Raw genomic sequence first — 22,540 nt, 5'->3', positions numbered from 1 at the left:
CTGCCATGCTGAGGACATCAAGAGACCGTTCGACAAGGAGAGCCACCATGGAAGTTCAAGAAGGCCAGGAAATCATTCTGGGCGATCTGCCCAAGGGAATCACGCTCGCCAGTGAGGCGATGGGCAACAAAACGTGGAACGTGCTAGGACACACCTACCTGTCCAAGGTAGAAAGTTCCTCGTCTTTTGCCTGGCTGTCATTGGATCCGGCTGGTACCGGCGTTCCGCCACATGTGCACCCGACCCAGGATGAGCACCTCCACATCATGGAGGGCGTCTACACGCTTTATCTTGACGGCGAGTGGACCACCGCCGGCCCCGGTGACACCGTACGTATGCCCATGGGTCTACCTCACGCCTATTACAACAAGCATGAGGACGCGGGGAAGGCACTGTTTTGGGTCAGCCCCTCGGGCCAACTCGCAACCCTCTTTGGCGAGCTGCACAACCTGACCGATCCCGAGGAGGTCGTTCGCCGCTCGGCGTTGCGCGACGTGAACTTCCTTCCCCCGGGCTCCGTCCCCGGGGCCTAACCACCGAAACAACACGCGGACGTGCGGAGCCGATTCGCACGTCCGCGCGCATTTTTCGCACAGGAGTCCGCACCATGGCAGCTGCCACACGAGTACCGAAATTCCTTGCTTACGGGCCCGCCGAGGCACAGTACGTTGCCGTTTCATGGCCAAGCCAGCAGGCTCCTCCGCGCGGAATCGTCGCTCTCATCCACGGAGGTTACTGGCGCGCGCATCTCTTTGCGTCGCTGATGGATCCGCTGGCGGCCTCGCTGCGGGAGAACGGTTGGGTCACCGCCAACATCGAATATCGTCGCGGCCCCACCGGCCGATGGCCAGCCCCGCTGAACGACGTGAGCGTGGCCTTGGAAATGCTTTCGGCATTCCGCGAGAAGCACGAGATCGGCGGGCCGCTACTGACGGTGGGCCATTCGGTGGGCGGCCAACTCGCGCTGCTGAACGCCAAGCTCACCGACGGAGTCGTGGCTCTGGCACCTGTCACCGATGTGGCGACGACTTACCGTGAGAAGCTCGGAGATGATGCAGCGGCCGAATACTTCGGCACGTCCCCGGAGCAATCACCCGAGCTCTACCGCGAGGCCTCCCCGCTGTACCAATCCCTAGGCACCACACCTGCACTTCTCCTGCACGGAATTAATGACGACCGAGTGCCCGTGGCACATTCTCGTGCTTTCCTAGCTGCTGGCCGTTCGCAAGGTTCAGCGGTTGAACTTCTCGAATACCAGGCACTGGTTCATTTGGAGGCCATCGATCCCTCGGCCGGCCACTGGCCCGACGCGTTGTCTTGGATGGCGGAAGTTCCGGAAGCAACGCCGCGCGAATCCAACAGCGCGAGCGCGTAAGCCTTGGCCACGGGCGCCAGCTGGGCATCCAAAGCCCAGAACGCGGCTTTGGCGGCCGGCGCCTTCCATCCGTCGGGTAGGAATTCCAACGGCAGGTTCGGGTCGCGGTAGGGGAAGCGCCGCCACACCGTGAGCATCGGGACATAGTAGGCAAACGCGTCCCGGGCCAAGTCACCGGCGGGGTCGATGATTCCCTTGCACGAGTCGAGCCTGGCCGCCCATTCCCGCTCGGCGATCCCGTAGATTTCCAGGAAATCCCGATACTGTCCGTCTAGCTCCTCCAGGTCCCACCACTGGGCCACTTTTGAGGCAATGTCCTGCTCACTGAGATAGTCGGCGCTGAAATATTCGACATACCCATCCAACCCGCGGTCCTTAAGCCTGTGCACTGCTTGGGAAAGCACATTGTTCGGTGCGATGGCTACCCCCGCGCCTACGGCACCGAAGCCAAGACTCGTCAGCTCCGTGCGCAATTCATAGCGACGGTTCCGTTCGGCTTCGGGTACGGAAAAGATCACCAGCGACCAGGGGTCCTCCGGGCGCGATCGCTCCGGGGCATAGATTCGCCGGTCACCTTCTTCAAAGGCGTCGAGCACATCTGCGGAAAGCGAGTATCCGGCGATTCCCGCTTCCTTGCTGCTCACCAACACACCGTTACGCTTCAGCCGGGAAACCGTGGACCGCACCGCGGGGGCGTCGATCCCCAAGGCACCAAACATGCCCACCAGTACCGAGACCGGAAAGATGCCCTGGTTCGCTTGTCCATAAAGTCCGTACAGGGTGACGAGCAGCTGCTGGTGTTGCAGCCTGGACGGCCGCGGTTCCGTACCGGTGCGCATTCGCTAGTCCTCAATCGCTTGTTCTTGGCTCCATCCTAGTCAGGATGCTGCCAAACACCCCGCACAGGACCGCCCAGGTGTAGGAACCGGTTCCCTCCCACAGCCGGACTGCATAGGTTGCCGAGTTCCGGGCCCGGTTTGCCATCCCCACGGCCCGGTATTTTGGGTAGCGTTGGTGGATGAGGGTTTTCGCGAGCGAAAAAACCCGAGCGCCGAACCGAGGAGGAGACCATGCAGGCACCACGCCCCACTCCCCCAACGACGCGTTTGATTCCCGCGGTCGATGCCGTCTCCGCACGCTCGGGAGTTACGGTGGAGGTCCAGCCCCTGAACCAAAATCTATTCTGGGCCGTGGTCCGAACCAGCGCCTACGACATCGTCGGGCAACGCAGCGGCGTCCTGCCCATCCACGAAGCAGGTCCCAGACTCGGGGACCTCATGACGCTCCTCGACAAGGCCATTCGTTCGGTGCGTTGCAACGCCTCTGAGCCCGTGTACTGTGATGACTCGTTACTTGAGGGTTGCATCCGGCTGCCCGAAGCCCTCCTGGAGCGAGGTTTTGAAGTCTCCGACCAGTTCCGACCGCCAGCCGGCGCGCGGGCGGCCATTGCGTTGTTACACGAGTGCATCAATGACTTCCACTCCGAGCTGACGATCACCACTGACGCATCGCGCAGCTGGCACAACCCGTTGACGGGTCACGGGTGGATCCTTGACTACGGCCGGGGGTCCACACCGACCATCAACGCCTTTGCTGCCAAAGGCAAGGAAATCCTCCAAGGTGAGCTGAACTCGATCCACTACGCCCTGTTGGATGCCAGCAGGTATCGAGACCAGCTGTTCGAAGGAGGGGTACGCTTCCATATCCGCTCCGATTCTCTGATGGCCGTCGATCTACTTCGGAATCCCTCAAGCCATCCACGGGCCAGATCGGCCGACGCGAGAGCCGTCGTCCAAAAGATCCATGAGCTGCTCTCCCGGTCCGAGACACAGTACAGCTGGGTCAAGGCCCACGCCGGTGATCCCATGAACGAGTTAGCCGACAGACTCGCCCTGGTGGCCAGGCGTTGCACCGCGGCGAACATTTCGGCCGGTGAACGCCAGCACCTGTTGCTGCAGATTGCCGCCGAGGGCGTGGATCTGGGCACGGTGCTCCCCCTGCGTACCGGTCGATCATTCAAACAACCCTGAGACCGGTAGCCTGATCGCCGCGGCGGATAACCCCGGTGCGCATGAGGTGCTTGCTAGCGCCAGCGCAGACGAGTGTCGGTGTTGCTGGTCTTGCAGGTGTAGCTCTTGCCGTTTTTCTTGCCGGTTCCCTTCTTCCCGCTGTCCGCTCGGGCACAGTACGCGCCGGGTGACACCTTCTTAGCAGGAGCCGTCGCATTGGGCTTCTTTTGAGGAGGAGCAACCTGCGTCTTCTCTACGCGCGGCGCTTTCGAAGCGGGCGGAGCCTTGGCGGCAATCACTTTGATGGGCGAGACTTTGGCGGATTTTTGCTTCGGGCACGATTCGAGCACCTTGCGCATGGCAGCTTTCTCCGCTGCCGTCACCGCAAGCGCATACTTTTTCTTGACGCTGACCTGGGTGGCGATGTATTGGCAACGGAACGCTTTATGCCGTGGCAACCATTCGGCTGCGTTGGCAGCGCCCTTGGAACGGTTGGCGGAGGCTTGGGAAGCCATGAGGTTCAAGGGGTCGTTGGCTACCGCGAGGCGCTGATCCTGTGAGAGTTGTTGTCCCCCGGAAATCCACACATTCCTCAGCGCAACCACATGGTCGATGTCGACCGATCCGCTGTTGACCTTCCAATTGATGGTGGTCCCCGTGTAGGCATCAGCCAAAACGCCCGATGCCAGCTGGCAGTTTTTCGCGTCCTTGAACTTTATCTTCGAAAGGTCGCGTTTCAAGGTGTCCTGTCGTTCGTCACATTTGTTGCCGTCGAAGTCCTTCCACCCGTTACCGAATTTGCCGTTCCTGTCATACCCGGTGGCTGGGGCCTTTCCCTTGACTGCCAAAGTGTTCAACACCGACAATGCGCTCGGCCCATTAAGTTTCGCTCCTGGGCGGACCGCTGACTTTTCGGAGCTTGTTGAAGGCGTCTTCTTCTTCGTCGGAGCGGCGGCGCTTGCCGGTGCGCTGCTTGTGGCCGCAGCTTTTTCATTCGCCGATGGTGCGGCTCCGGCCAAAGCAGCGGTATCCACCACCAACGTTCCAGTGAGGATCAAGACGGAGAGGATGTAGGAAATCAGGTGTTTCAAATGGTTCCTTCAAGGTGACTCAACAAGGCAATACGCCAAAAAGCAGCCAACCACGTTGCACCCACGTTTTGCGTGGGAGCAACGTGATTGGGCTGGCTACTGGAGGTTCAGGTTTAGCGCTTCGATGCCCGGTATCCGGCCTTGCGGGCATCGTCGGTGGATTTGAAGCACTGTTCGGGAACCGTGCGCTTGTAGTATTGGCCGCCCTTAACGTGATACTTCCATTCCTTGTTGCTGCCGGTCTTGTTTCCCTTGACAGGGAAGCTTTCAGGGCAGTTCTTGCCCTTCGGAGCTGCCCACGTTTTCTTGGGAGACACCTTCTTGATGACCAAGGTTTGGGCTTTGGATGCAGTGTGCTTCTTTTTGCCGATCTTGTAGTTGACCTTGGTCGTTACCTTGTATTTTCCGGCCTTCAGCTTGACCGAGGTTTTGTTTTTCGCCAGGGTCTTTTTCCCCTGCTTAACTGTCAGAACCTTGGAAGTGACCTTGACGCCTTTGGCGGCCTTGACAGACGGTCTGATGGTCGCTTTGGCCGATCCCTTAACGGACTTGTTGGCGATCTTGTTGATCGTGACCGCTGGCGCCTTCTTGGCAGCCACGATACTGACCGCTTGGGTGGGTGTCACCGGTGCCGCAGTGGCAACGACGGCACCGGAGAGCGCGATCGATGCAGCTGCCGCGAGCGCGGCAAAAGTCCGAGTAAAAGTCTTCAATTTTCCCCCTGTGCTGCGGGCCCAACTCTTGTGGGCCCTGAAGCTTCTAGTGCAAGTTTCAATCAAATCATATCGGCGCAGTAACGGAGATTTTGCGTCGGCTCGAAGGCCCTCGGGCTACCTTTGGTGACGACTCGGCCATCGGCGGCAAAATAGTCCCGCTTTCTCGGGCACTGTTTTTACGTCTCCAGAGCGTTCCATCGGCGGGCTTGAGCACTTCAGCTGCGAACCGTGAGCAAACCACCTCAATATTCCCGTGCTTCCGTGGCCGGCAGGGGACACCAGCAGATCAGATGAGCAGGACAATCTCCTATTAACATTTGCGTGGTCGGTGTGCGCGCCGGGCGACAGTAATCCAACGGATCCAAACGCTGCATCCATGGGACATCGCGTCCACCACTCCCTCCAACCACGAGACCCACCACTCGTTGCCTCGTCACGACTGGGCCGGCTTGAGGACCCTCACCCACAAAATCTCCTGCGAAGCGAGTTGTTTTCGAAAACCAATCATTAGTTTCACTTACTCGACGCGCGTCGACAAAATGATACGCTTTGGGCATGGCCTGCCCACACGCACAGGTGCCCCAGGGTGCCCGCGAAATAGAAGACACTGTCCGCACCGACTTCAGCAACACGATGTCCTATGGAAGCTATCTCGACCTCGATCGCTTACTCTCCGCGCAGCACCCGGTCAGCGTTCCGGAGCACCACGACGAACTGCTGTTCATCATCCAACATCAGACCAGCGAACTCTGGCTCAAGCTCATGCTCCATGAACTGACCGAGTCACGTCGACTGATGGACAACGACGAGATCGGAAAAGCGCTCAAATGCTTGGCCCGCGTCAAACACATCCAAAAGACCCTAACGGAGCAGTGGGCAGTTCTCGCTACACTCACACCCCGTGAATACGCAGAGTTCCGTGGTTTTCTTGGCTCGTCCTCCGGATTTCAGTCGTTCCAATACCGCGCCGTCGAGTTCATTCTGGGCAACAAGCATGAGGGCATGCTCAAAGTCTTTGAATCCGACCCCGACGCCCACAAACTGCTCTCCAAGCTCCTTCACGAACCAACGGTCTACGACGCGTTTCTCCGGGCCCTGTCCCGTGCCGGCTACGCCGTCTCCGCCGAGATACTCGAACGCGACGTCTCAAAGCCGTGGGTCTTCCAAGAGTCCTTGGTCCCCATCTACAAGGACATCTACGAGTCCGACGAAACGACGTGGAGCCTCTACCAGGCCTGCGAAGACCTCGTAGATCTGGAAGATAACTTCCAAGCCTGGCGATTCCGCCATATGCGCGTGGTGCAGCGGACCATCGGGTTCAAGCAGGGCACCGGAGGATCCTCGGGGGTGGAATTCCTCAAGCGAGCCTTGGATCTGACGTTCTTCCCAGAACTATTCGCGGTTCGTACCGAGATCGGCAAGTAGCCGGGCGACATGCTAACTTCGCTCGACGATCTAGATGCACGTCCAGGGAGCACCACGTCCTTGGTGCGGACCATCGTGGGACTGTACCTACGAGAGCTCGGCGGCTGGATCTCTTCCGCCCACCTGGTTGCGCTGATGAACTCGCTGGGAACAACGCCCCAGGTGACCCGGACGGCGATTTCACGACTGAAGAAAAAGGGGATCCTGGACCAACAGTCCCGGAAGGAAACCCCGGGATTCGCCCTCACCGCCACCGGTGAGCAGATCCTTGCCCGAGGAGACAGGCGCATATTCGAACCCCGCTCCATGGGGTCTACAGATTCTTGGTGTCTGCTTTCGTATTCCATCCCGGAAGCCGAACGCGAACGTCGCCATCAGTTGCGCAAACATCTTCAGGGCATCGGCGGTGGCCTGATAACACCAGGACTATGGATATTCCCGGACTACTTGCGCGCCGAAGTTTGGGAGATCCTGCGCGTCCTTGGCCTGGAGGACCACGCGACCATCATTGTCTCCAACCTCTTGGAATTTACTGGGACAGCGCAGGAAACGGCGTCTGCCTGGTGGGATTTGGGCGCCCTGGCTGAGCTACACGATGCGTTCCTCGAACAGAATCAGGCCGTGACTACAGAGGGGCAGGCAAGTGCCGAAGAGAGTTTTGCGGCTTACGTTCGGGCCATCGACTCTTGGCGGACCATCCCTTACGTTGACCCCGGGCTGCCGGACAGTTTCCTGCCCAAGGATTGGCCCGGCCACCGAAGCGCGGAACTGTTCCTGAGCATCCAGGCAAGCCACGCCGTCGCGGCACACAGTTTTGCGGCCTCGCTGAACGCTGTCGGATAGGGCCGCCGAGCACAAAACCTCGTGGCCGCCGACCGACCGCAGGAATGGCGCCACGATCTTCCCGTGACAACTCTTGACTATCGTCAGTCACCGGCGGATCATGATACCCAACCGAATGGTTGATAAAGAAATGAGTTGAATACTTGACGTTTGACGAGCAGGATCTCAATAGGGCATTCATGGCCCTTGCGGACCAAACACGGCGGCAAATTATCGTCAGGCTCTCCACGGGGCCGGCCACCGTCAACGAACTCGCCGAACCGTTCAAGATGTCGGTACAGGGCATCTCGAAGCACATTCAAGTCCTGGAGCAAGCCCACTTGGTGACCCGCACCCGCGAGGCGCAGACCAGACCAGTCCACCTGAATCCCGCACTCCTCACGGAACTGACACGTTGGATCGACAAGTACCGAATACTTGCCGAACTGAAGTACAACCGCTTGGATGCCGTGCTCAAAAGCCAACTAAAGCACCACTGACAACCGCGAAGGTCTCACGATGAGCAACCAACTAAATGTCACAGTCCCCGAAGGCGCACCCTTCATTGATTTCACCCGGGAATTCGATTTTCCCGTTGCCGCGGTGTTCGAAGCGCACCGAGATCCCGAGATTGTCGCCCAGTGGTTCGGGCCGAACAACATGAAAATGGAAGTTGACCACTACGACTTCCACAGCGGCGGATCCTACAAATACACCCACTCCGACGAGACGGGAAACTATGTTTTCACTGGGGTATTCCACACAGTTCGCGAGAACGAGTTCGCCATCCAGACCTTTGAGTTCGATGGCTACCCCGATGTCGTCGCCATGGACTACATCCGTTTTGAAACGCTGGAGAACAATCGCACCCGTCTGGTGGGGCATTCGGTCTACCCGACCCAGGAAGCCCGTGATGGCATGGCCGCATCCGGAATGGAGGTCGGATTATCTGAGGGGTACGCGCGACTAGACGCCCTCCTCTCCTCCCGCTAATCCCCCTTCTGGCGGGGTGCCTCCTTCCAACGACACCCCGCCACAGACCGCGTACGTTGAGGCATCGGCGACCGGCCAAACCGAATATTGGATATCTTAACGGCATGACAATACGCCAATTTAATAGTCTGATCTAACGACCGCTCTCCCCCACCACGGCGAATGCTTTTGTCCCCAACCATCGGGCCAAGACCTCACAGAAACTATGGCTTTAAAGCACGTTAGCGGCTGGGCCACCGGAAATTTTCGGCACAAAAATTAGAGCACGGGATTTGACTTATTGAGCGATTCCTGTTGCTATTAGGAGAGAACCAGCCCACCCCTAACGGGCCGATACCTGGTTCATTCGGAACCGCAACGACCGCTATCTGCCGGTCTTTTTCTGTATTGCGACGACTCTCCCTTTGCTGGGGATCGAGGCCCGGGAGCAACTGACCTTGCGGCGTACAAAGCGTCGGCAGCTGAATGCGAAGAAGAACATAGGTTCTTCCAGTGGTCGCATTTCCCGATAACGCCTTCATTGGCGCGGTTCCGAATTACCTTAAGCCACGGGTAATTGAATCGGCCCTGGAACAGAGGAGAAAAATTTGAGCTTGCGAGTTGGAATCATTGGTGCAGGACCCAGCGGAATGGCGCAGTTGCGCGCCTTCGAAGCCGCACGCGCAAAGGGTGCAGAGATGCCCGAAATCGTATGCTTTGAAAAGCAGTCCGATTGGGGCGGCCAATGGAACTACACCTGGCACACCGGCATGGACGGAACCGGAGAAACGGCTCACTCCTCGATGTACCGCCACCTCTGGTCCAACGGGCCCAAGGAATGCCTCGAGTTCTCCGACTACACTTTTGACGAGCACTTCGGCCGCCCGATCTCATCGTTCCCGCCGCGTGAAGTTCTCTTCGACTACATCGCCGGTCGTGTCGAGAAATCCGACGTGCGTAAGTACATCCAGTTCAACACCGCCGTTCGCTGGGTTACCTATGACAAATCAAGCGAAGAATTCACGCTCGTCAGCCAGGATGTGAATACCGGGGAGTCCAAGACCTATATCTTCGACAAACTGGTGGTCTCCTCCGGCCACTTCTCGACGCCGAACATCCCGGAATTCGAGGGAATCAATACCTTCCCCGGTGAAGTCCTGCACGCCCACGATTTCCGCGGTGCCGAACGCTTTGGCGGCAAGAAGCTGCTGATGATCGGCTCCTCATACTCTGCGGAGGACATCGGCATGCAGGCCCACAAGATGGGCGCGGCCTCCATCACCATGAGCTACCGCAGCGGACCCATGGGATACGACTGGCCTTCAACTACCGTAGAACGTCCGCTGGTCACCCGCTTCGAGGGGTCCACGGCTCATTTCGCGGACGGAACCAGCGACGAATTCGACGCAGTGATCATGTGCACCGGATACCTCCACAAGTACCCATTCTTGCCCTCCGAGTTGGCTGTGAAGTCCGCCAACGTCCTGTACCCGGGCAACCTCTACAAGGGCGTGGTGTGGCAGCAGAACACCAACCTTTTCTATCTCGGTGCGCAGGACCAGTACTACACCTTCAATATGTTTGACGCTCAGGCATGGTTCGCCCGCGACGTCATGACAGGGAAGATCACCCTGCCCCCTGCCGATCAGCGCTCCGTTGACATCAAGTCGTGGCTCGATGCTCAAGATGCCCTGGCCGATCATGATGCCGAGGCCGACTTCCAGACCGACTACGTCCGCGAACTCATCCAGGCGACCGACTACCCCGAATTTGATCTGGATGCGGTCAGCACCCTGTTCAAGGACTGGATGCGGCACAAGTCCGAGGACATCCTGGGTTACCGCGACAAGGCCCACCGTTCGGTGATCACCGGCACGATGGCCGAGGTCCACCACACGCGCTGGATCAACGCCATGGACGACTCCCTGGAACGCTATCTCAACGGACCGAGCCAGAACGTGGACACCAATGCCATGGCAACGCTGGACCCCAATATAATCTTGACCAAGGAGCGCTAACCCTCCTGCGATCCCTGCCCCTTGAGGGGCACGCCGAGGTCCCGCTTTCCCCGCATATGAGGGAAAGACGGGACCTTTGTCATGTCGCCGGGATCCGACGCACTGCAATCTTGCCCTCGCATCGACACACCAATGGCGGTTCAATACCTAGTACCTCTATGTATAGGATTCATGGTGCACAACGGCAAGTGCCTGGTGGCTGCCTCGGCAACCACTTTGGTGCTCGGGATCTTGGGAGACGGCGATTTGCACGGCTACGCCATCATTAAGCGGGTGGGGGAATTATCCGACGGCGACCTGCGATGGAACGAGGGGATGCTCTATCCGCTGCTTCATAGGCTTGAGCGTCTCGGCTATCTCCAGGCATCATGGGGGCTCTCAAAGGCTGGACGCCGCCGCAAGCAATACTCGATCACCGAGGAGGGCCGGGGAGCGCTTGCCCAACGCCAGAAACAGTGGGCCATCGTGGCCGATGCCTTGCGCCAAGCGTGGGAGACGTCGCGACCGACCACCGAAACGAAACCGGGATGGGCATAGTGGAACCGCACGAAGGGCTGGAAGCGCAGATCGAGCTTTGGCGAGGATACGTGGCCCGGCGTCGCGCAATCTCCGCCGCAGGCCTCGACGAGCTTGAAGACCACCTGCTCGAGCAGATCGACGAGCGACGAGCCTGCGGGCTCGACGATGATGAGGCGTTTCTGGTCGCCATCAAGCGTATGGGCAACCTCGATCCGGTATTCCCGCGAGTTCGCCCGCGAACATTCCGAACGACTGTGGAAGCAGCTGGTACTGAGACCCGGGGCGCCCGGTATCTCCGGCCCCGGCCACGGTGTCGAGCTGGCCGTCGTGCTGTCACTGGCCATCGGTGCGGGACTGACGTTGAAGGCCGGAATCTCTTGGTTGGGCGACGACATGTCCCTGCTAAAGAACGCAAGCCTGCTGGTCATCCCGCTTGTTGCCGCCTACTTTGCCTGGAAACGAAAAGTCTCTTGGAGCCTTGTCGCGGCCTTGGGAGTCGCCTTTGCGGCAGTAGCCGTGGTTTTGAATCTCTACCCCTTTGCCTAGGGCGGAGCGACAGGGCCGCTGGCCGCGCTGTATGCCCCCGTCATCGTCTGGGTCCTGGCGGGAATCGTCTACGCCGGAGGACGTTGGCGGAGCCACGGACGGCGCATGGACTTTGTGCGCTTCACCGGTGAGCTAGCCATCTACTTCACCCTATTGGCCATTGGTGGTGGGGTTCTGGTCGGGCTAACCTTTGCCGTGTTGCAGTCGGCCGGCGTGGATCTGGAACCCGTGCTGGAGTCATGGATCCTGCCCTTTGCCGTGCCCGGTGCGTTGGTCGTCGCCGGCTGGCTGGTGAAAGCCAAGCTGGACGTCATTGAGAACATCGCTCCGCTGCTGACCCGCGTCTTCACTCCGCTGACCATTGTCATGCTCGTGGCGATGTTGGCGGTGCTGTCCACTGCAGGCGGGGTCGCCGGGATTGACCGGGGCCTACTGATCATCAACAACGGTGTTCTGGTGTTGGTGTTGTGCCTGGTCCTCTACTCCCTGTCCGCACGCGAGCCACTGGCCCCGGCGGGTTATTCGACACCTTGCAACTGGTGTTGCTGGCCGCCGCCCTCGCCGTGGATGCGCTGATGCTCGCTGCCATCCTGGTGAGGATCGCCGAGTTCGGGACCAGCCCGAACAAGGTCGCCGCCGCCGAACGCTGGCAGATGCGCTATCTACCGGTATACGGGCTCTGGGCCGCAGTAGTGGTGTTTGTCTTCCCGCCACTTTTCGCTTTTTCCCGAATTTGTCCCACATTCCAAGGGGCCGCAGAGCGGGCTGAAACGCAAAAGGACTGCTCCGTAGCCACTTGGGGGGTGTGGCTACGGAACAGCCCTCTTGGCCGTTCGTCCGCTCGTAAGAGGGACCGGTTTACTTGGTTGGAAGGTCCAGAGACTGTCCAACAAAAATGAGGTCGGCGCTGGGCACGACGTCCTGGTTCAGGGAGAACAGACCCTGCCAGCTATCCAGGCCCTGGGCCTGAGCAATCTTGAACAGGGTATCCCCGGCCTTGACCGTGTAGTCCTTGCCCGAGTCTTTGACGTTCACGTTGACGACCGGAGCCTTAGCCACCGGGGCAGCAGCGCGCTTGCCGGAGGAAGCGTAGCTCTTGGCCGGGACCGACTTGGTCTTGTGCGCCTTGGCAGGAGCTGACTTGTAAGTCTTGGTCGTAGTCGACTTGGGAGTCGAGTTGTTCGAGGTCTTCTGAACAGATTCCTTCTTCGGGGCGGCCTCGTAGCTCTTGTCAACCGAGCCCTTGCCGCCGGAAAGACCCAGCTTGGCGGAGCATGCTGGCCAGGCGCCCCAGCCCTGACCCGCCTTTACCTTCTCGGCAACGCGGATCTGCTCGGACTTGGAAGCATTGCTCGCGCTTCCGCTTCCGCCAAATGCCTGCCAGGTGGAGTTCGAGAACTGCAGTCCACCCTTGTAGCCGTTTCCGGTGTTGATCGACCAGTTTCCACCGGACTCACACTGTGCCAGCGCGTCCCAGGTACTGGTGTTTGCTGCCGAGGCGGGTGCCACCGACATTGCCATGGCTCCCCCGGCCAAAGCGATTGCGGCTGCAGTTGCGGCGCCGCGGCGAATGTTCTTGCTCTTGGTATTCAGCTGGATCATGTTTCTCCAGTGCCATCCTCCGCATAAGTCGTCCAGGACCATCATGGCGGCGTTGTCCGGCGTCGCAATCGACGATTCGAGTGGCTACCGCCGCTATGGACAACGGAGGATATCCGGCGGTAGTTGAGACGGCCCCATAACTTGCTGTTATGAAAACGTTACTCAACGACGGTACGACAGCACCCCCGGGGCACGTCAAGCCAAGGCGTCCATGCAATTACATAACGCCTAGTCAGGTTCAAAAAAAATCTTAATCACACACGTAACGAGGCCTCGAGGAACGCTTCTAGCTTCGAGGCCTCGTTACCAAATCGATATAATTAGGGACTGACTAGTGCAGATTCAAGGATCCCGGGAAGATCCTTGACACCTTCCAAAACCCAGCTGTGAGGGTGCTGCTCCAGTGCTTTGCGGTCAAGCGCGCCGGTGAGTACGCCCAGTCCCTTGACCCCCGCGTGGTGTGCTGCCAAGAGATCAACCACGGTGTCACCTCCGGCCACCACCCGGCGCACATCGACCACACCGGTTGCTTCCATCACTCGATGAATCATGTACGGCGCCGGCCGCCCGGCCGCCAGTTCGTCGGGCTGTTGCTCTACCGCTTCGACGTCAATGTGCGCTCCTCGCTGGTGCTGGTGCTGGGGCTGGTCGGCGCCGGAGGCATCGGCCTGCTGATCAACCAGTCCATCAAGTCATTCCAGTTTGATGCGATGGCCACCCAGATCCTGGTGGTGTTGGTGCTGATCGTGCTGGTCGACCAGCTCTCCTCCTTCATCCGCCGCCGACTGGAGGTCTAGGGGCACATCGGGGAGGCGTAGCGTCGATTAGACTGCAATATTCACCCCCTGATTGACGGCCCGGATCCGGAGCACCACCTATGAATCGCGGCGTTCTTGCCTCTGTTGTTGCCTCTGCGCTGTTCGCCGCGATTTTTCTGGTCTCCGGGTCTCTGAAGGACATCGGGCACGCCGAGGTCTACGGCTGGCGGATCGTGCTGACGTTGCTGGTCATCAGCCCGGTGTACGCGTTGGTCCCCGCCCGCAGGGCCCAAATGGCCACGGTGCTCGGGCGGATCAGGGCCAGGCCCAGCTTGCTGTTTTTTGGTGCCATCGCCAGTGCGCTGGTGGGCGTACAACTGTGGCTGTTCATGTACGCCCCCATGAACGGGTACGCGCTGGCCACCTCGCTGGGCTACTTCCTGCTCCCGCTGGTCATGGTGGTGGTGGGCCGGGCTGCCTTCTCCGAAAGGCTGTCCCAAGCCCAGAAGATCGCTGTCACGCTGGCGATCGTGGGCGTCGGCCACCAAGTAGTCTTCGACGGCGGGCTGGCCTGGCCCACCCTGGTGATCTGCCTGGGCTATCCGCTCTACTTCGCGGCCCGGCGCCGGGCCCGCTTCGAGTCCAATGCCGCCTTCACCCTCGAAATCCTTCTCCTGACCCCGCTGGCGCTCTATTTCATCCTCACGTCGGTGCACGGACCGGGGGCCGAACTACTACCGGTGCTCTCGATCGGCCTCCTGGGAGCCGTGGCCATGTTCTTGTATCTGGGGGCCGCCTCGCTGCTCTCACTGTCGGTGTTCGGACTGCTGAGCTACGTCGAACCCGTCCTGTTGATGGTCGCAGCGGTGATCATGGGCGAGCAGCTGCTCCTCCAGGATGCGTTCACCTATGTGCCGATTCTGCTGGCCCTGGTGCTGCTGGCCGCGGACGGCTTCCGTGCCGCGCGTTCGTTGCGCTGAGCCGTTCACACCGTAAGGTGGGAATGGACCAAAACCGCCCCAGCGATTGAGGATGAATTCGCCCATGGACAAGCCACAACACAAAGAAACCAGCGTACGCAGGGACTCTTGGCTCTATGCCGCCAAACGCACCGTGCGCGAGTTCACCCGTGACGGAGCCACCGACCTGGCAGCGGCGCTGACCTATTACGCGGTGCTTTCCATGGTTCCCGGGCTGCTGGCAATGCTCTCCTTGCTCTCGCTGATCAGCGGTGGTTCCGAGGCCAGGGACTGGATGGTTGACACCATCAGCCAGGTCGGAACCCAGGAGATGGCAGACACCGCGGAGCGGCTCTTGACGCAGCTCGGCGAGCAGACCGGGGCCGGGTGGACCTTGCTGATCGGCCTGCTCGGTGCCTTGTGGTCGGCATCGGCCTATGTCGGGGCGTTCGGTCGGGCCTTGAACCGCACCTACGCCGTCACCGAGGGCCGCCCGCTGTGGAAACTTCGTCCGCAGATGTACCTGCTGACCCTGGTGATCGTCATCCTGGCGGTGCTGGCCATTGCCCTGCTGGTGCTCTCCGGGCCCGTGGCCCAGACCATCGGCGACGTGCTGGGCCTCGGCGAGGCCACGCTGCTGGCCTGGAACATCGCCAAGTGGCCCGTGCTGGTGCTGATTGCCGTGCTCATGATTGCGCTGCTCTACCACTTCACCCCGAACGTCCGGAAGCCGAAGTTCCGCTGGATCAGCGCCGGGTCTTTCGGTGCCTTGTTCGTCCTGGCCCTGGCCACGGCCGGGTTCTTCTTCTACGTCTTGAATTTCGGCAAGTACCAAAGTGCCTACGGAGCGCTGGCCGGGGTGATCATTCTGCTGTTGTGGATCTGGCTGGCGAACATTTCCCTGCTGCTGGGTTCTGAGTTGGATGCCGAACTCGAACGAGCCCGAGAATTGCGCCAGGGCTTGGCTGCCGAGGACGAGCTGGCGCTGCCGCCCCGCGACGACAGTGGGATCGCCAAGGCCAAGTTGGCGATGCTTGATGACCGGGATGAAGCCCGCGAGCTGCGGATGCGCGCCGGAGGCCAGCTGCGCCCCGAATCGAAGCTTCAGGGCCCGGGCATCCCCTGGGGTCTGTTGGCAGGGTCCCTGGGTGCCGTGGCTGCCTATGTGACCGGCAGGCGGCACGGCTCCGGGCGTTAGCTCCTTCCTCGTCCCTAGGAATGTCCCAGGACGTGGCGCAACGCCGATTCCAGCTCCGGCTGCCGAAAGCCGTAGCCGCTGGCCTCGATCTTAGTACTGGCCACCCGTTGGTCGGAGAAGGCCAGTTCCGCTGCTCCTTGGCTGCCCAGCAGAAGCTTGGGAGCGAAGCCGGGAACCGGGATCCGGGCCGGGCGGCGCAGCACCTTGCCTAGGGTCCTTGCATATTCTTCTGACTGCACCGGGTACGGCGCCACGGCGTTGACCGGGCCGGCCAGTGATTCGGTGAGCAGCGCGTGCGCATAGATCCCCACCACATCATCAAGCCCGATCCAGGACTGCCAGGCAGCGGTACCCAGCGGCCCGCCCAGACCCAGTGCGTAGAGGGGCAGCATCTGCGCCAGGATGCCGCCGGCCGGTGTCTGCACCAACCCGGTGCGGACATTGACTACCCGTACCCCTGCCGCGGCAGCTGGCGCGCAGGCCTGCTCCCACGCCGTACAGACCTCGGCAAGGAAATCTGTGCCCGGTGCCGTGTCCTCATCCAGGGGCAGCACCGGGATTCCGGTGTGCGGGGCGGCCCCGTAAATTCCGATGCCCGAGGCCACAATATAGCTGCGCTGTTTACCGTCGGCCGCGAGTGTTGCCAAGGCGCCGGCGAGCAGCTCGGTTCCCAGCACGCGCGAGGATAAGATCTTTTCCTTGGTGTCCGCGGTGAACCTGCCGCCGATGGTATGCCCGGCCAGATTCACCACAGCATCGACATCGCGCAGTTGCTCGGGATCCAACACCCCACGCTCGGGGTCCCAGAAGACCGCATCGTGTCCGTTGGCCTCGCTGCGGTGACGAACCAGCTTGATGATGCGGTGCCCGCCCCCGCCCAAGAGGGCACAGAGCTGGGTGCCGATCACTCCCGAGGCCCCGGCCACGGCAATCACCAGGGGCTCGGAGGCGTAGTTCTCGTGGAAGGCCAGGTCGGCGCGCAGCATCCTTTCCCGGTACCTGAAGACTTGGTTCAGCTCACGCATGAACGCTTTCTCGGCGAGCGCGCGTGCCCGATTGAACGGGGATCTACTGAGCACCGGTAGTTCGAATTCGACCACATCGCGCATCACCGTGCCCGGGCGCGTGTGATGGTCGTCGTCGGCAAAGAAATGTTGGTGTTCCCAGCGGGCCAACGGCCCGGATTCCATGATGTCGGTGAAATCGTGACCCGGGTTCAGCGAAATGTGTTTGGCGCGCCACGGGATCCGCGCGCCGATGCGCGCCGGCAGTCCCAGCGTTCTGGCCCCGAGGTCGGTGGCAGCGGCCAGTGCCGTACCCATGGTGCCAGGGGCGGCCACGTCCAGGACGGCCCGGGAGCCGACGGCCAGGCCCATATCCGGTTCCTGGCTGACTGTCCCAAGGTAAGGGGCCCAAAGCCGGGGCAAGGCCCCGGGGCGGGAGAACCATGCGAAGACCTTTTCCCGTGGGTACGGGAGCTTCGTCGTATATTCAAAGATGGCCATGGTGTGTCTCCTTGTTTCCTGAGGTGTTGTCCCTTAGTCCCACCGTAGGCCAAATCCCCGGCTCTCCCCGTGCCGGCTCGGAACCGAGCTGCCCTGCATCCAAATCGTCCTACCTGTGTGGTTCAGTGTTCTCACGGATCCACACAGAAAAGGAGTTGAGGGCCATGGGAACTCGACTCGGCATGCCGGCCTATCCGACGCTGCAAGAATTGCGCACCGCGGGTTGGACGATGGGCCAGATATCGGAGGCTTATGGCGTCGAGGAGCCGGCGATTCGGGCGGCATTGGCCTCGCATTTTCTGCATCGGAACGCACCGGAACGATCACCATTCGAAGGTGTCGTCGGCGACCAACTTGTGGAGCCCCTCAGGTAGTTTCCAGCTAGTGAATGCGCCGGCCGGATTCACTGCGTGTTAAGCCAAGGTCTCCCACAGCCGCCAGACCGAGAACGCCACTGAACCACCTATCACCACGGTGAAGCCAGCCAACCAGAACCATGCCGGCAACCAGCTGCGGGTGGCCAAGAGGTAAGCATCGGAGGACGCGACCAGTTCGCGCCGGCGGGTGTGCACGCCGATGACCTTGAACAGGTCGCGTACCGAGCCCACCAACAACATCATGCCCAGTCCCAGTACCACCCAGCTGGTCGCCGCCACCGGGGTAAACACCACCAGCAGTTGTGCGGCGAGCGCCGAACACAATGCCACGGCGATGCCCACCGCATTGCGCAGGAACAACAACGAAACCAGTAGCAGCAATGCCCCGATCGACAGGGCCGCTGATCCATGGCCGAAGGACGTTGCGGCTACCAGCCCCGCGCCCACCACTGCGGGAGCGGGGTAGCCCCAGAAACCGCTGAAGACCGCGGAGAAGCCGGGCTTCCCGCTGCTGACCAGTTCGCCCGAGTGGTCTAGGCGGATCTTCAACCCGTGGACGAAGCGCCCGGTCAGCAGCGCGGCAAAGGCGTGGCCCAACTCGTGCACGAAGGTCACATAGAGCCCGAAGATCCGCCAGCAGGCCCGCGGCACGGTCAGCAGCAGGCACAGTGCCAACAAGCCCAGCAGCGGCCACAAGGTGGGAACGAATTGAGCAGAGCCGCCGAATCCGGCCAGCACCGCCTGCCACCACCGGTCAATAATTTCCATCTTCCAACCCTATGTCCGCGGCGCGTCTCGATTGTCATCGCGACGGCCCCGTCCGCACTCCCGCAGGACGCTCACAGGAAATCCACAAGAGACATTTATATTGTTGAGTCCTCAATGAATCTTGGGTTCCGTTATCGAAAGGGTGCAGGAGTGAAGCGACTGCTCGGGTTGATCCTGGCCCTGACCGTGCTGCTTCCGGTGTGCCAGACCCTGGTATCTGCGCCCCTGCAGGTTTCGGCGATCCAGCATTCAAGCGTGGAAACGATCTCGCCGGCCGCCGACCGGACACAGTGCCCGCTCGATACTCCGACCAAGCAGCACTGCGCACCCACCGCGGATCCGCAGCCCCTTATCACCCAGCTCGCCCCGCGCCCGGACTCCTCAGGTGCTTTCGGTGCGATGCCGGCAACCCTGTTCGAGCATTCGAGGGCCACCGCCGCACAGCAATCCCGCGCCCCGGATCTGCACGCACTCTCCATTTCGCGCATTTAGAACACGGCTTCGCCCTCTGCCGTCCGCGCGCCCGTTTGCGGTGCACAGCATTCTTCATTTCCAAGGACTTTTGCCATGTCCGAATCCAAGACCTCACGCGCCCTGGTTGGCGCCGTGGTACTGCTTATGCTTGCCATGGCCGCCGGCGGCTGGATCTTAGGATCCGCCAACCCGCGCAGTGGTTTACCCTCCGAGGCCTCACCCGAAGCAGGGTTTGCCCGCGATATGCAAACGCACCACCAGCAGGCCGTCCAACTCTCGATGATCATCAGGAAGCATTCCACCAACGACGCGGTGCGTTCGATGGCCTATGACATCGCGTTGACCCAGCAACAACAGTCCGGACAGATGTATGCCTGGCTCGAGACCTGGGCCCTGCCGCAGACCGGCGAGTCGATGACGTGGATGGATGGCCTCCTCACCGAGGAGTCCGTCCATGCCGGTCATGGGAACATCTCTCCCGGACAGTCGCACACCATGGCCTCGATGGGCATGGCCAGCGCCGAAGAGATTACCGAGCTCACCGCGGCACGCGGTACCGAGGCCGACCGCCAGTTCCTGACGCTGATGATCGCCCACCACATCGGTGGCGTCGAGATGGCACAGGCCTACCTGCAGCACGGGAACAACCACATGGTCACCGTGTTCGCCAACAAAATCATCATGACCCAACAGGCCGAGATCTCGGCCCTGAACCAGCTGCTCGCGCAGCTGAACTAAAGGATTCCCCCAATGAACAAGCGACAAGAAGCCCAGGAAATCCTCGCCAAGGCCCGGGCCAAGGAAAAACGCGCCAAGGTCCTGACCGTCTCGATCATCGCCGCGGCGGCACTGGCCATCATCGTCCCCACCGCAGTGGTGCTCACCGGCGCCGCCGGGGACAAATCCGCAGCAGCAGCCTTGGCAGCGGCGCCCATCGACGGCGTACAGACCTACAAGGTGGCCTCCGCCAACCATGTCACCACCCAGGTCAGCTACGATCAGGCCCCCGGTGTTGGCGGGGACCACAACCCCGTCTGGCTCAATTGCGGGATCTATGAGGCTCCGGTGCCGGAAAACAATGCGGTGCATTCACTAGAGCACGGCGCGGTCTGGATCAGCTACGACGGAATTTCCGACGCCGAGCTTGCCACGCTGAAACAAGATGTGGGGGAAAAAACCTACATGCTGCTCAGCCCGTACCCGGACCAGGGAGCGAAGATCACAGTTTCTGCCTGGGGCGAGCAGCTCAGCGTCGAATCGCCTGATGACCCGCGCATCGCCGCTTTCGTGACCAAATACCGCCAAGGACCACAGACCCCCGAGCCCGGTGCCCCCTGCACCGGCGGCGTCGGCCTCTAAACTTGAATAAAAAGGAGAACAACACACTATGAAATTTCTGCCCTCGGCCCTGGCCGCAACCGGACTCATCGGCGGATTCGCCACCGCTCGCACCACCAAGAGCCGCCCGGCCGGCGGCGCGGTGCTCGCCGCTGCGGGCACCGGTGCCTTCCTGGGCTGGAAGGCCAACGTCGGGGCACCGCGTGCCGCAGCCTTGACGGGACTTTATCTTGCGGCTTTCGGAGCCTCGCATCCGCTGGCCAAGAAGCTCGGTGCGTGGCCGGCGGTCAACACGGTCACCGCCGCAGTTGTACTCACCTCACTGGTGGCCGGGCGCCGCAGGTAGCTTCACGGTCCATGGTTTTGCTTCCCCGCGCTGGTAGTTTTGGCATCGGGGAAGCAAAACCCCCCGCTTCACCGTCCCCGACATGACAAGGGTCAACGAACATGCAGGCTTTGAACATCCCGGTCCTTTCCACCCTGCCGTGCGACGTGCAGCCAGCGGTTCTCCTGTGCGACAGGCACCCGGCAGACTCTGTGGCCTTCACCGTCATCGACGCGGATTTGGCGTCGGTCGATCTGGATTATGCGACCCTGAAGACCCGCTCCGAGCAGGCCGCCGCGCTATTTGCCGCCCGCGGCATCAAACCCGGGGACCGTGTGGCCACGTTGATGGGCAAGAGCGCCGAGCTGCTCTATGCGCTACTGGGCCTCTGGCGTCTGGGTGCCGTGCATGTTCCACTGTTCACCGCTTTTGCCACCCCCGCCATCGAGGTCAGGCTCAAGGGTGCCAACGCGCGCTTGGTGCTCGCCGACCCGGTGCAACGCCACAAGCTCGACTCCCTGGCTTATCCGGTGCTGGGCACCGACGAACTGGTGGCCGCACTCGATGCCCAACCCACCGGGTTTGTCCCCGCCACCCGCTCGCTGGATGACCCCCTGGTGGAAATCTTCACCTCGGGCACCACCGGAACCCCCAAGGGCGTCCAAGTCCCGGTTCGTGCGCTGGAAGCCTTCGACACCTACTTCCGGTACGGGCTGGATGTCACAGATACCGACACTTTCTGGAATGTCGCAGACCCCGGCTGGGCGTACGGGTTGTACTACGGGATCTTGGCCCCGCTCTTTGCCGGACGCCGGAACCTGTTGCTGGCCACCGGATTCAGCGCCGAACTATGTTGGGCGGTGCTGGAAAAATTCGCTGTCACCAACCTTGCCGCGGCCCCCACCATCATCCGTTCCATGCGGGCATCCCAGCCGCAGGGGGTTCCCGGGCTGAAACTGGCCAAGGCCTCCTCGGCCGGCGAACCGCTCGATGCCACCACCATCGCCTGGTCCCTCGACACCCTGGGGGTCCCGGTGCGCGATCACTACGGGCAAACCGAAATGGGCATGTGCATCGTCAACGGTTGGGCACCCGAAGTCATCGACACGATCAAGGCCGGGTCCATGGGCCGGCCCATGCCCGGATACTCGGCCGCGGTGCTGCTGACCGACACGGACGAATGTGCCCCGGCCGGGACTCGCGGCAGGGTGGCCCTGGAGGTGGCCGGATCCACGATGCTCTGGTTCAACGGCTACTCCGCGGACCCGGTACGCACCGCCGAACGCTACACCGCCGACGGGCGCTGGTACCTCACCGGAGATGCCGGGACCATGGATGAGGACGGCTACATCTTCTTCTCCTCCCGCGACGACGACGTCATCATCATGGCCGGATACCGCATCGGCCCCTTCGAGGTCGAATCGGTGCTGGCCGAACACCCACTGGTGCTCGAGTCGGCCGTCATCGGGGTCCCCGACCAGTTGCGTGGTGAGGTGCTGGTGGCCCACGTAGTGCTCAAGGACGAAGCCACCGGCAGCACGGAACTCACCGCCGAGCTGCAGGCACTGGTCAAGAACCGCTACGCTGCCCACGCCTACCCGCGGCGCATCACCTACGCCACGGAGCTGCCCAAGACCCCCTCGGGGAAGTTGCAGCGCTTCATCCTGCGGGAGCGCGAATCGTTGCAGGAATGAGTCCGTTTCCGCCCAGAGTGCCCAGCCTCGGCCACTAGGCTTGTGGGTA

27 protein-coding genes and 1 pseudogene are annotated in these 22,540 nt (G+C 61.3%); 21 read left to right on the top strand and 7 right to left on the bottom strand.

The features are described 5' to 3' along the window. The first annotated feature begins 47 nt into the window (after positions 1–47). A complete protein-coding gene (locus ADIAG_RS14000; RefSeq protein ID WP_007272044.1) occupies positions 48–533 on the top strand; it encodes a cupin domain-containing protein in 486 nt (161 codons plus the stop codon). 74 nt (positions 534–607) lie between these two features. Next, positions 608–1,375: an alpha/beta hydrolase gene (locus tag ADIAG_RS20975; protein ID WP_007272043.1), complete on the top strand. Its 768-nt coding sequence runs from the start codon at positions 608–610 to the stop codon at positions 1,373–1,375. On the opposite strand, the gene ADIAG_RS13995 is transcribed toward ADIAG_RS20975, so the two are convergent. Beyond that, positions 1,267–2,214: a PaaX family transcriptional regulator gene (locus tag ADIAG_RS13995; protein WP_007272042.1), complete on the bottom strand. Its 948-nt coding sequence runs from the start codon at positions 2,212–2,214 to the stop codon at positions 1,267–1,269. The genes ADIAG_RS20975 and ADIAG_RS13995 overlap by 109 nt on opposite strands. 231 nt (positions 2,215–2,445) lie before the next feature. Here ADIAG_RS13995 and ADIAG_RS13990 point away from each other — a divergent pair, with 231 nt between their 5' ends. Continuing rightward, on the top strand, positions 2,446–3,405 hold the full coding sequence (locus tag ADIAG_RS13990) for a ribonuclease HI (protein ID WP_007272041.1): 960 nt from the start codon (positions 2,446–2,448) through the stop codon (positions 3,403–3,405). 53 nt (positions 3,406–3,458) lie between these two features. Here the strand turns inward: ADIAG_RS13990 and ADIAG_RS13985 are convergent, their stop codons facing one another. Continuing rightward, positions 3,459–4,475 carry an HNH endonuclease family protein gene (locus ADIAG_RS13985; protein WP_007272040.1) on the bottom strand — a complete coding sequence of 339 codons (1,017 nt, stop codon included), beginning with the start codon at positions 4,473–4,475 and terminating at the stop codon, positions 3,459–3,461. A 113-nt stretch (positions 4,476–4,588) separates the two neighbouring features. Beyond that, complete coding sequence (locus tag ADIAG_RS13980; protein WP_007272039.1) at positions 4,589–5,188, bottom strand: sunset domain-containing protein; 600 nt, start codon at positions 5,186–5,188, stop codon at positions 4,589–4,591. Positions 5,189–5,746: 558 nt separating this feature from the next. Between ADIAG_RS13980 and kynA the strand changes: the two genes are divergently transcribed. The 9 genes and pseudogenes from kynA to ADIAG_RS22180 all read left to right on the top strand — a co-directional run bounded on the left by kynA (position 5,747) and on the right by ADIAG_RS22180 (position 12,069). Continuing rightward, positions 5,747–6,616 (top strand): tryptophan 2,3-dioxygenase, encoded by an 870-nt coding sequence (gene kynA, locus ADIAG_RS13975; RefSeq protein WP_007272038.1) that lies wholly within the window; start codon positions 5,747–5,749, stop codon positions 6,614–6,616. 9 nt (positions 6,617–6,625) lie between these two features. Continuing rightward, complete coding sequence (locus ADIAG_RS13970) at positions 6,626–7,459, top strand: PaaX family transcriptional regulator (RefSeq protein ID WP_043475069.1); 834 nt, start codon at positions 6,626–6,628, stop codon at positions 7,457–7,459. 179 nt (positions 7,460–7,638) lie between these two features. Then, entirely contained in the window at positions 7,639–7,938 is a 300-nt protein-coding gene (locus ADIAG_RS13965) for an ArsR/SmtB family transcription factor (protein WP_007272036.1), read from the top strand. 19 nt (positions 7,939–7,957) lie between these two features. Then, positions 7,958–8,431 carry an SRPBCC family protein gene (locus tag ADIAG_RS13960; RefSeq protein ID WP_007272035.1) on the top strand — a complete coding sequence of 158 codons (474 nt, stop codon included), beginning with the start codon at positions 7,958–7,960 and terminating at the stop codon, positions 8,429–8,431. Positions 8,432–9,018: 587 nt separating this feature from the next. After that, positions 9,019–10,428, top strand: coding sequence for an NAD(P)-binding domain-containing protein (locus tag ADIAG_RS13955; RefSeq protein WP_083874143.1), 1,410 nt, complete (start codon positions 9,019–9,021; stop codon positions 10,426–10,428). A 174-nt stretch (positions 10,429–10,602) separates the two neighbouring features. Next, positions 10,603–10,965, top strand: a complete 363-nt coding sequence (locus tag ADIAG_RS13950) for a PadR family transcriptional regulator (RefSeq protein WP_007272033.1) — start codon at positions 10,603–10,605, stop codon at positions 10,963–10,965. Continuing rightward, positions 10,956–11,105 (top strand): annotated as a pseudogene (locus ADIAG_RS22190) (hypothetical protein); the annotation flags it as partial. The gene ADIAG_RS13950 and the pseudogene ADIAG_RS22190, both read left to right, overlap by 10 nt. A gap of 7 nt (positions 11,106–11,112) precedes the next feature. Then, the gene (locus tag ADIAG_RS22185; RefSeq protein ID WP_007272032.1) at positions 11,113–11,493 is read left to right on the top strand and encodes a hypothetical protein; all 381 of its coding nucleotides are present in this window, start codon (positions 11,113–11,115) and stop codon (positions 11,491–11,493) included. 105 nt (positions 11,494–11,598) lie between these two features. Beyond that, positions 11,599–12,069: a hypothetical protein gene (locus tag ADIAG_RS22180; protein WP_007272031.1), complete on the top strand. Its 471-nt coding sequence runs from the start codon at positions 11,599–11,601 to the stop codon at positions 12,067–12,069. A gap of 282 nt (positions 12,070–12,351) precedes the next feature. Here ADIAG_RS22180 and ADIAG_RS13940 read toward each other — a convergent pair whose 3' ends face one another. Beyond that, the gene (locus ADIAG_RS13940; protein WP_043475063.1) at positions 12,352–13,095 is read right to left on the bottom strand and encodes a LysM peptidoglycan-binding domain-containing protein; all 744 of its coding nucleotides are present in this window, start codon (positions 13,093–13,095) and stop codon (positions 12,352–12,354) included. A 320-nt stretch (positions 13,096–13,415) separates the two neighbouring features. After that, complete coding sequence (locus tag ADIAG_RS13935) at positions 13,416–13,631, bottom strand: HAD hydrolase-like protein (protein WP_051059942.1); 216 nt, start codon at positions 13,629–13,631, stop codon at positions 13,416–13,418. Between the two features lie 6 nt (positions 13,632–13,637). On the opposite strand from ADIAG_RS13935, the gene ADIAG_RS13930 reads away from it, so the two are divergent. From ADIAG_RS13930 to ADIAG_RS13920, 3 genes are all read left to right on the top strand, one after another. Then, the gene (locus tag ADIAG_RS13930) at positions 13,638–13,892 is read left to right on the top strand and encodes a PhnE/PtxC family ABC transporter permease (protein ID WP_043475061.1); all 255 of its coding nucleotides are present in this window, start codon (positions 13,638–13,640) and stop codon (positions 13,890–13,892) included. A gap of 80 nt (positions 13,893–13,972) precedes the next feature. Beyond that, complete coding sequence (gene rarD, locus ADIAG_RS13925) at positions 13,973–14,833, top strand: EamA family transporter RarD (protein WP_007272028.1); 861 nt, start codon at positions 13,973–13,975, stop codon at positions 14,831–14,833. Positions 14,834–14,897: 64 nt separating this feature from the next. Further along, positions 14,898–16,010, top strand: a complete 1,113-nt coding sequence (locus tag ADIAG_RS13920; protein ID WP_007272027.1) for a YihY/virulence factor BrkB family protein — start codon at positions 14,898–14,900, stop codon at positions 16,008–16,010. A gap of 14 nt (positions 16,011–16,024) precedes the next feature. Here the strand turns inward: ADIAG_RS13920 and ADIAG_RS13915 are convergent, their stop codons facing one another. Then, entirely contained in the window at positions 16,025–17,515 is a 1,491-nt protein-coding gene (locus tag ADIAG_RS13915) for a TIGR01777 family oxidoreductase (protein WP_007272026.1), read from the bottom strand. Positions 17,516–17,679: 164 nt separating this feature from the next. Between ADIAG_RS13915 and ADIAG_RS13910 the strand changes: the two genes are divergently transcribed. Then, positions 17,680–17,889 (top strand): hypothetical protein, encoded by a 210-nt coding sequence (locus tag ADIAG_RS13910; RefSeq protein WP_007272025.1) that lies wholly within the window; start codon positions 17,680–17,682, stop codon positions 17,887–17,889. 39 nt (positions 17,890–17,928) lie between these two features. Here ADIAG_RS13910 and ADIAG_RS13905 read toward each other — a convergent pair whose 3' ends face one another. Beyond that, a complete protein-coding gene (locus ADIAG_RS13905) occupies positions 17,929–18,660 on the bottom strand; it encodes a M50 family metallopeptidase (RefSeq protein WP_007272024.1) in 732 nt (243 codons plus the stop codon). 150 nt (positions 18,661–18,810) lie between these two features. On the opposite strand from ADIAG_RS13905, the gene ADIAG_RS13900 reads away from it, so the two are divergent. From ADIAG_RS13900 to ADIAG_RS13880, 5 genes are all read left to right on the top strand, one after another. Continuing rightward, entirely contained in the window at positions 18,811–19,152 is a 342-nt protein-coding gene (locus ADIAG_RS13900; RefSeq protein ID WP_043475058.1) for a hypothetical protein, read from the top strand. Positions 19,153–19,227: 75 nt separating this feature from the next. After that, positions 19,228–19,872, top strand: a complete 645-nt coding sequence (locus ADIAG_RS13895) for a DUF305 domain-containing protein (RefSeq protein ID WP_007272022.1) — start codon at positions 19,228–19,230, stop codon at positions 19,870–19,872. Between the two features lie 12 nt (positions 19,873–19,884). Beyond that, complete coding sequence (locus tag ADIAG_RS13890; protein WP_007272021.1) at positions 19,885–20,493, top strand: DUF3105 domain-containing protein; 609 nt, start codon at positions 19,885–19,887, stop codon at positions 20,491–20,493. Positions 20,494–20,521: 28 nt separating this feature from the next. After that, positions 20,522–20,818 carry a hypothetical protein gene (locus tag ADIAG_RS13885; protein ID WP_007272020.1) on the top strand — a complete coding sequence of 99 codons (297 nt, stop codon included), beginning with the start codon at positions 20,522–20,524 and terminating at the stop codon, positions 20,816–20,818. 101 nt (positions 20,819–20,919) lie between these two features. Continuing rightward, positions 20,920–22,491, top strand: a complete 1,572-nt coding sequence (locus tag ADIAG_RS13880) for an AMP-binding protein (RefSeq protein WP_007272019.1) — start codon at positions 20,920–20,922, stop codon at positions 22,489–22,491. Positions 22,492–22,540: the final 49 nt, after the last annotated feature.

The sequence above is a fragment of the Paeniglutamicibacter gangotriensis Lz1y genome, from assembly GCF_000348945.1.
GTDB classification, from domain to species: Bacteria; Actinomycetota; Actinomycetes; order Actinomycetales; family Micrococcaceae; genus Paeniglutamicibacter; species Paeniglutamicibacter gangotriensis.
The sequence above is the reverse complement of the archived record's forward strand: the minus strand, read 5'-3'. Positions and strand labels throughout refer to the sequence as shown.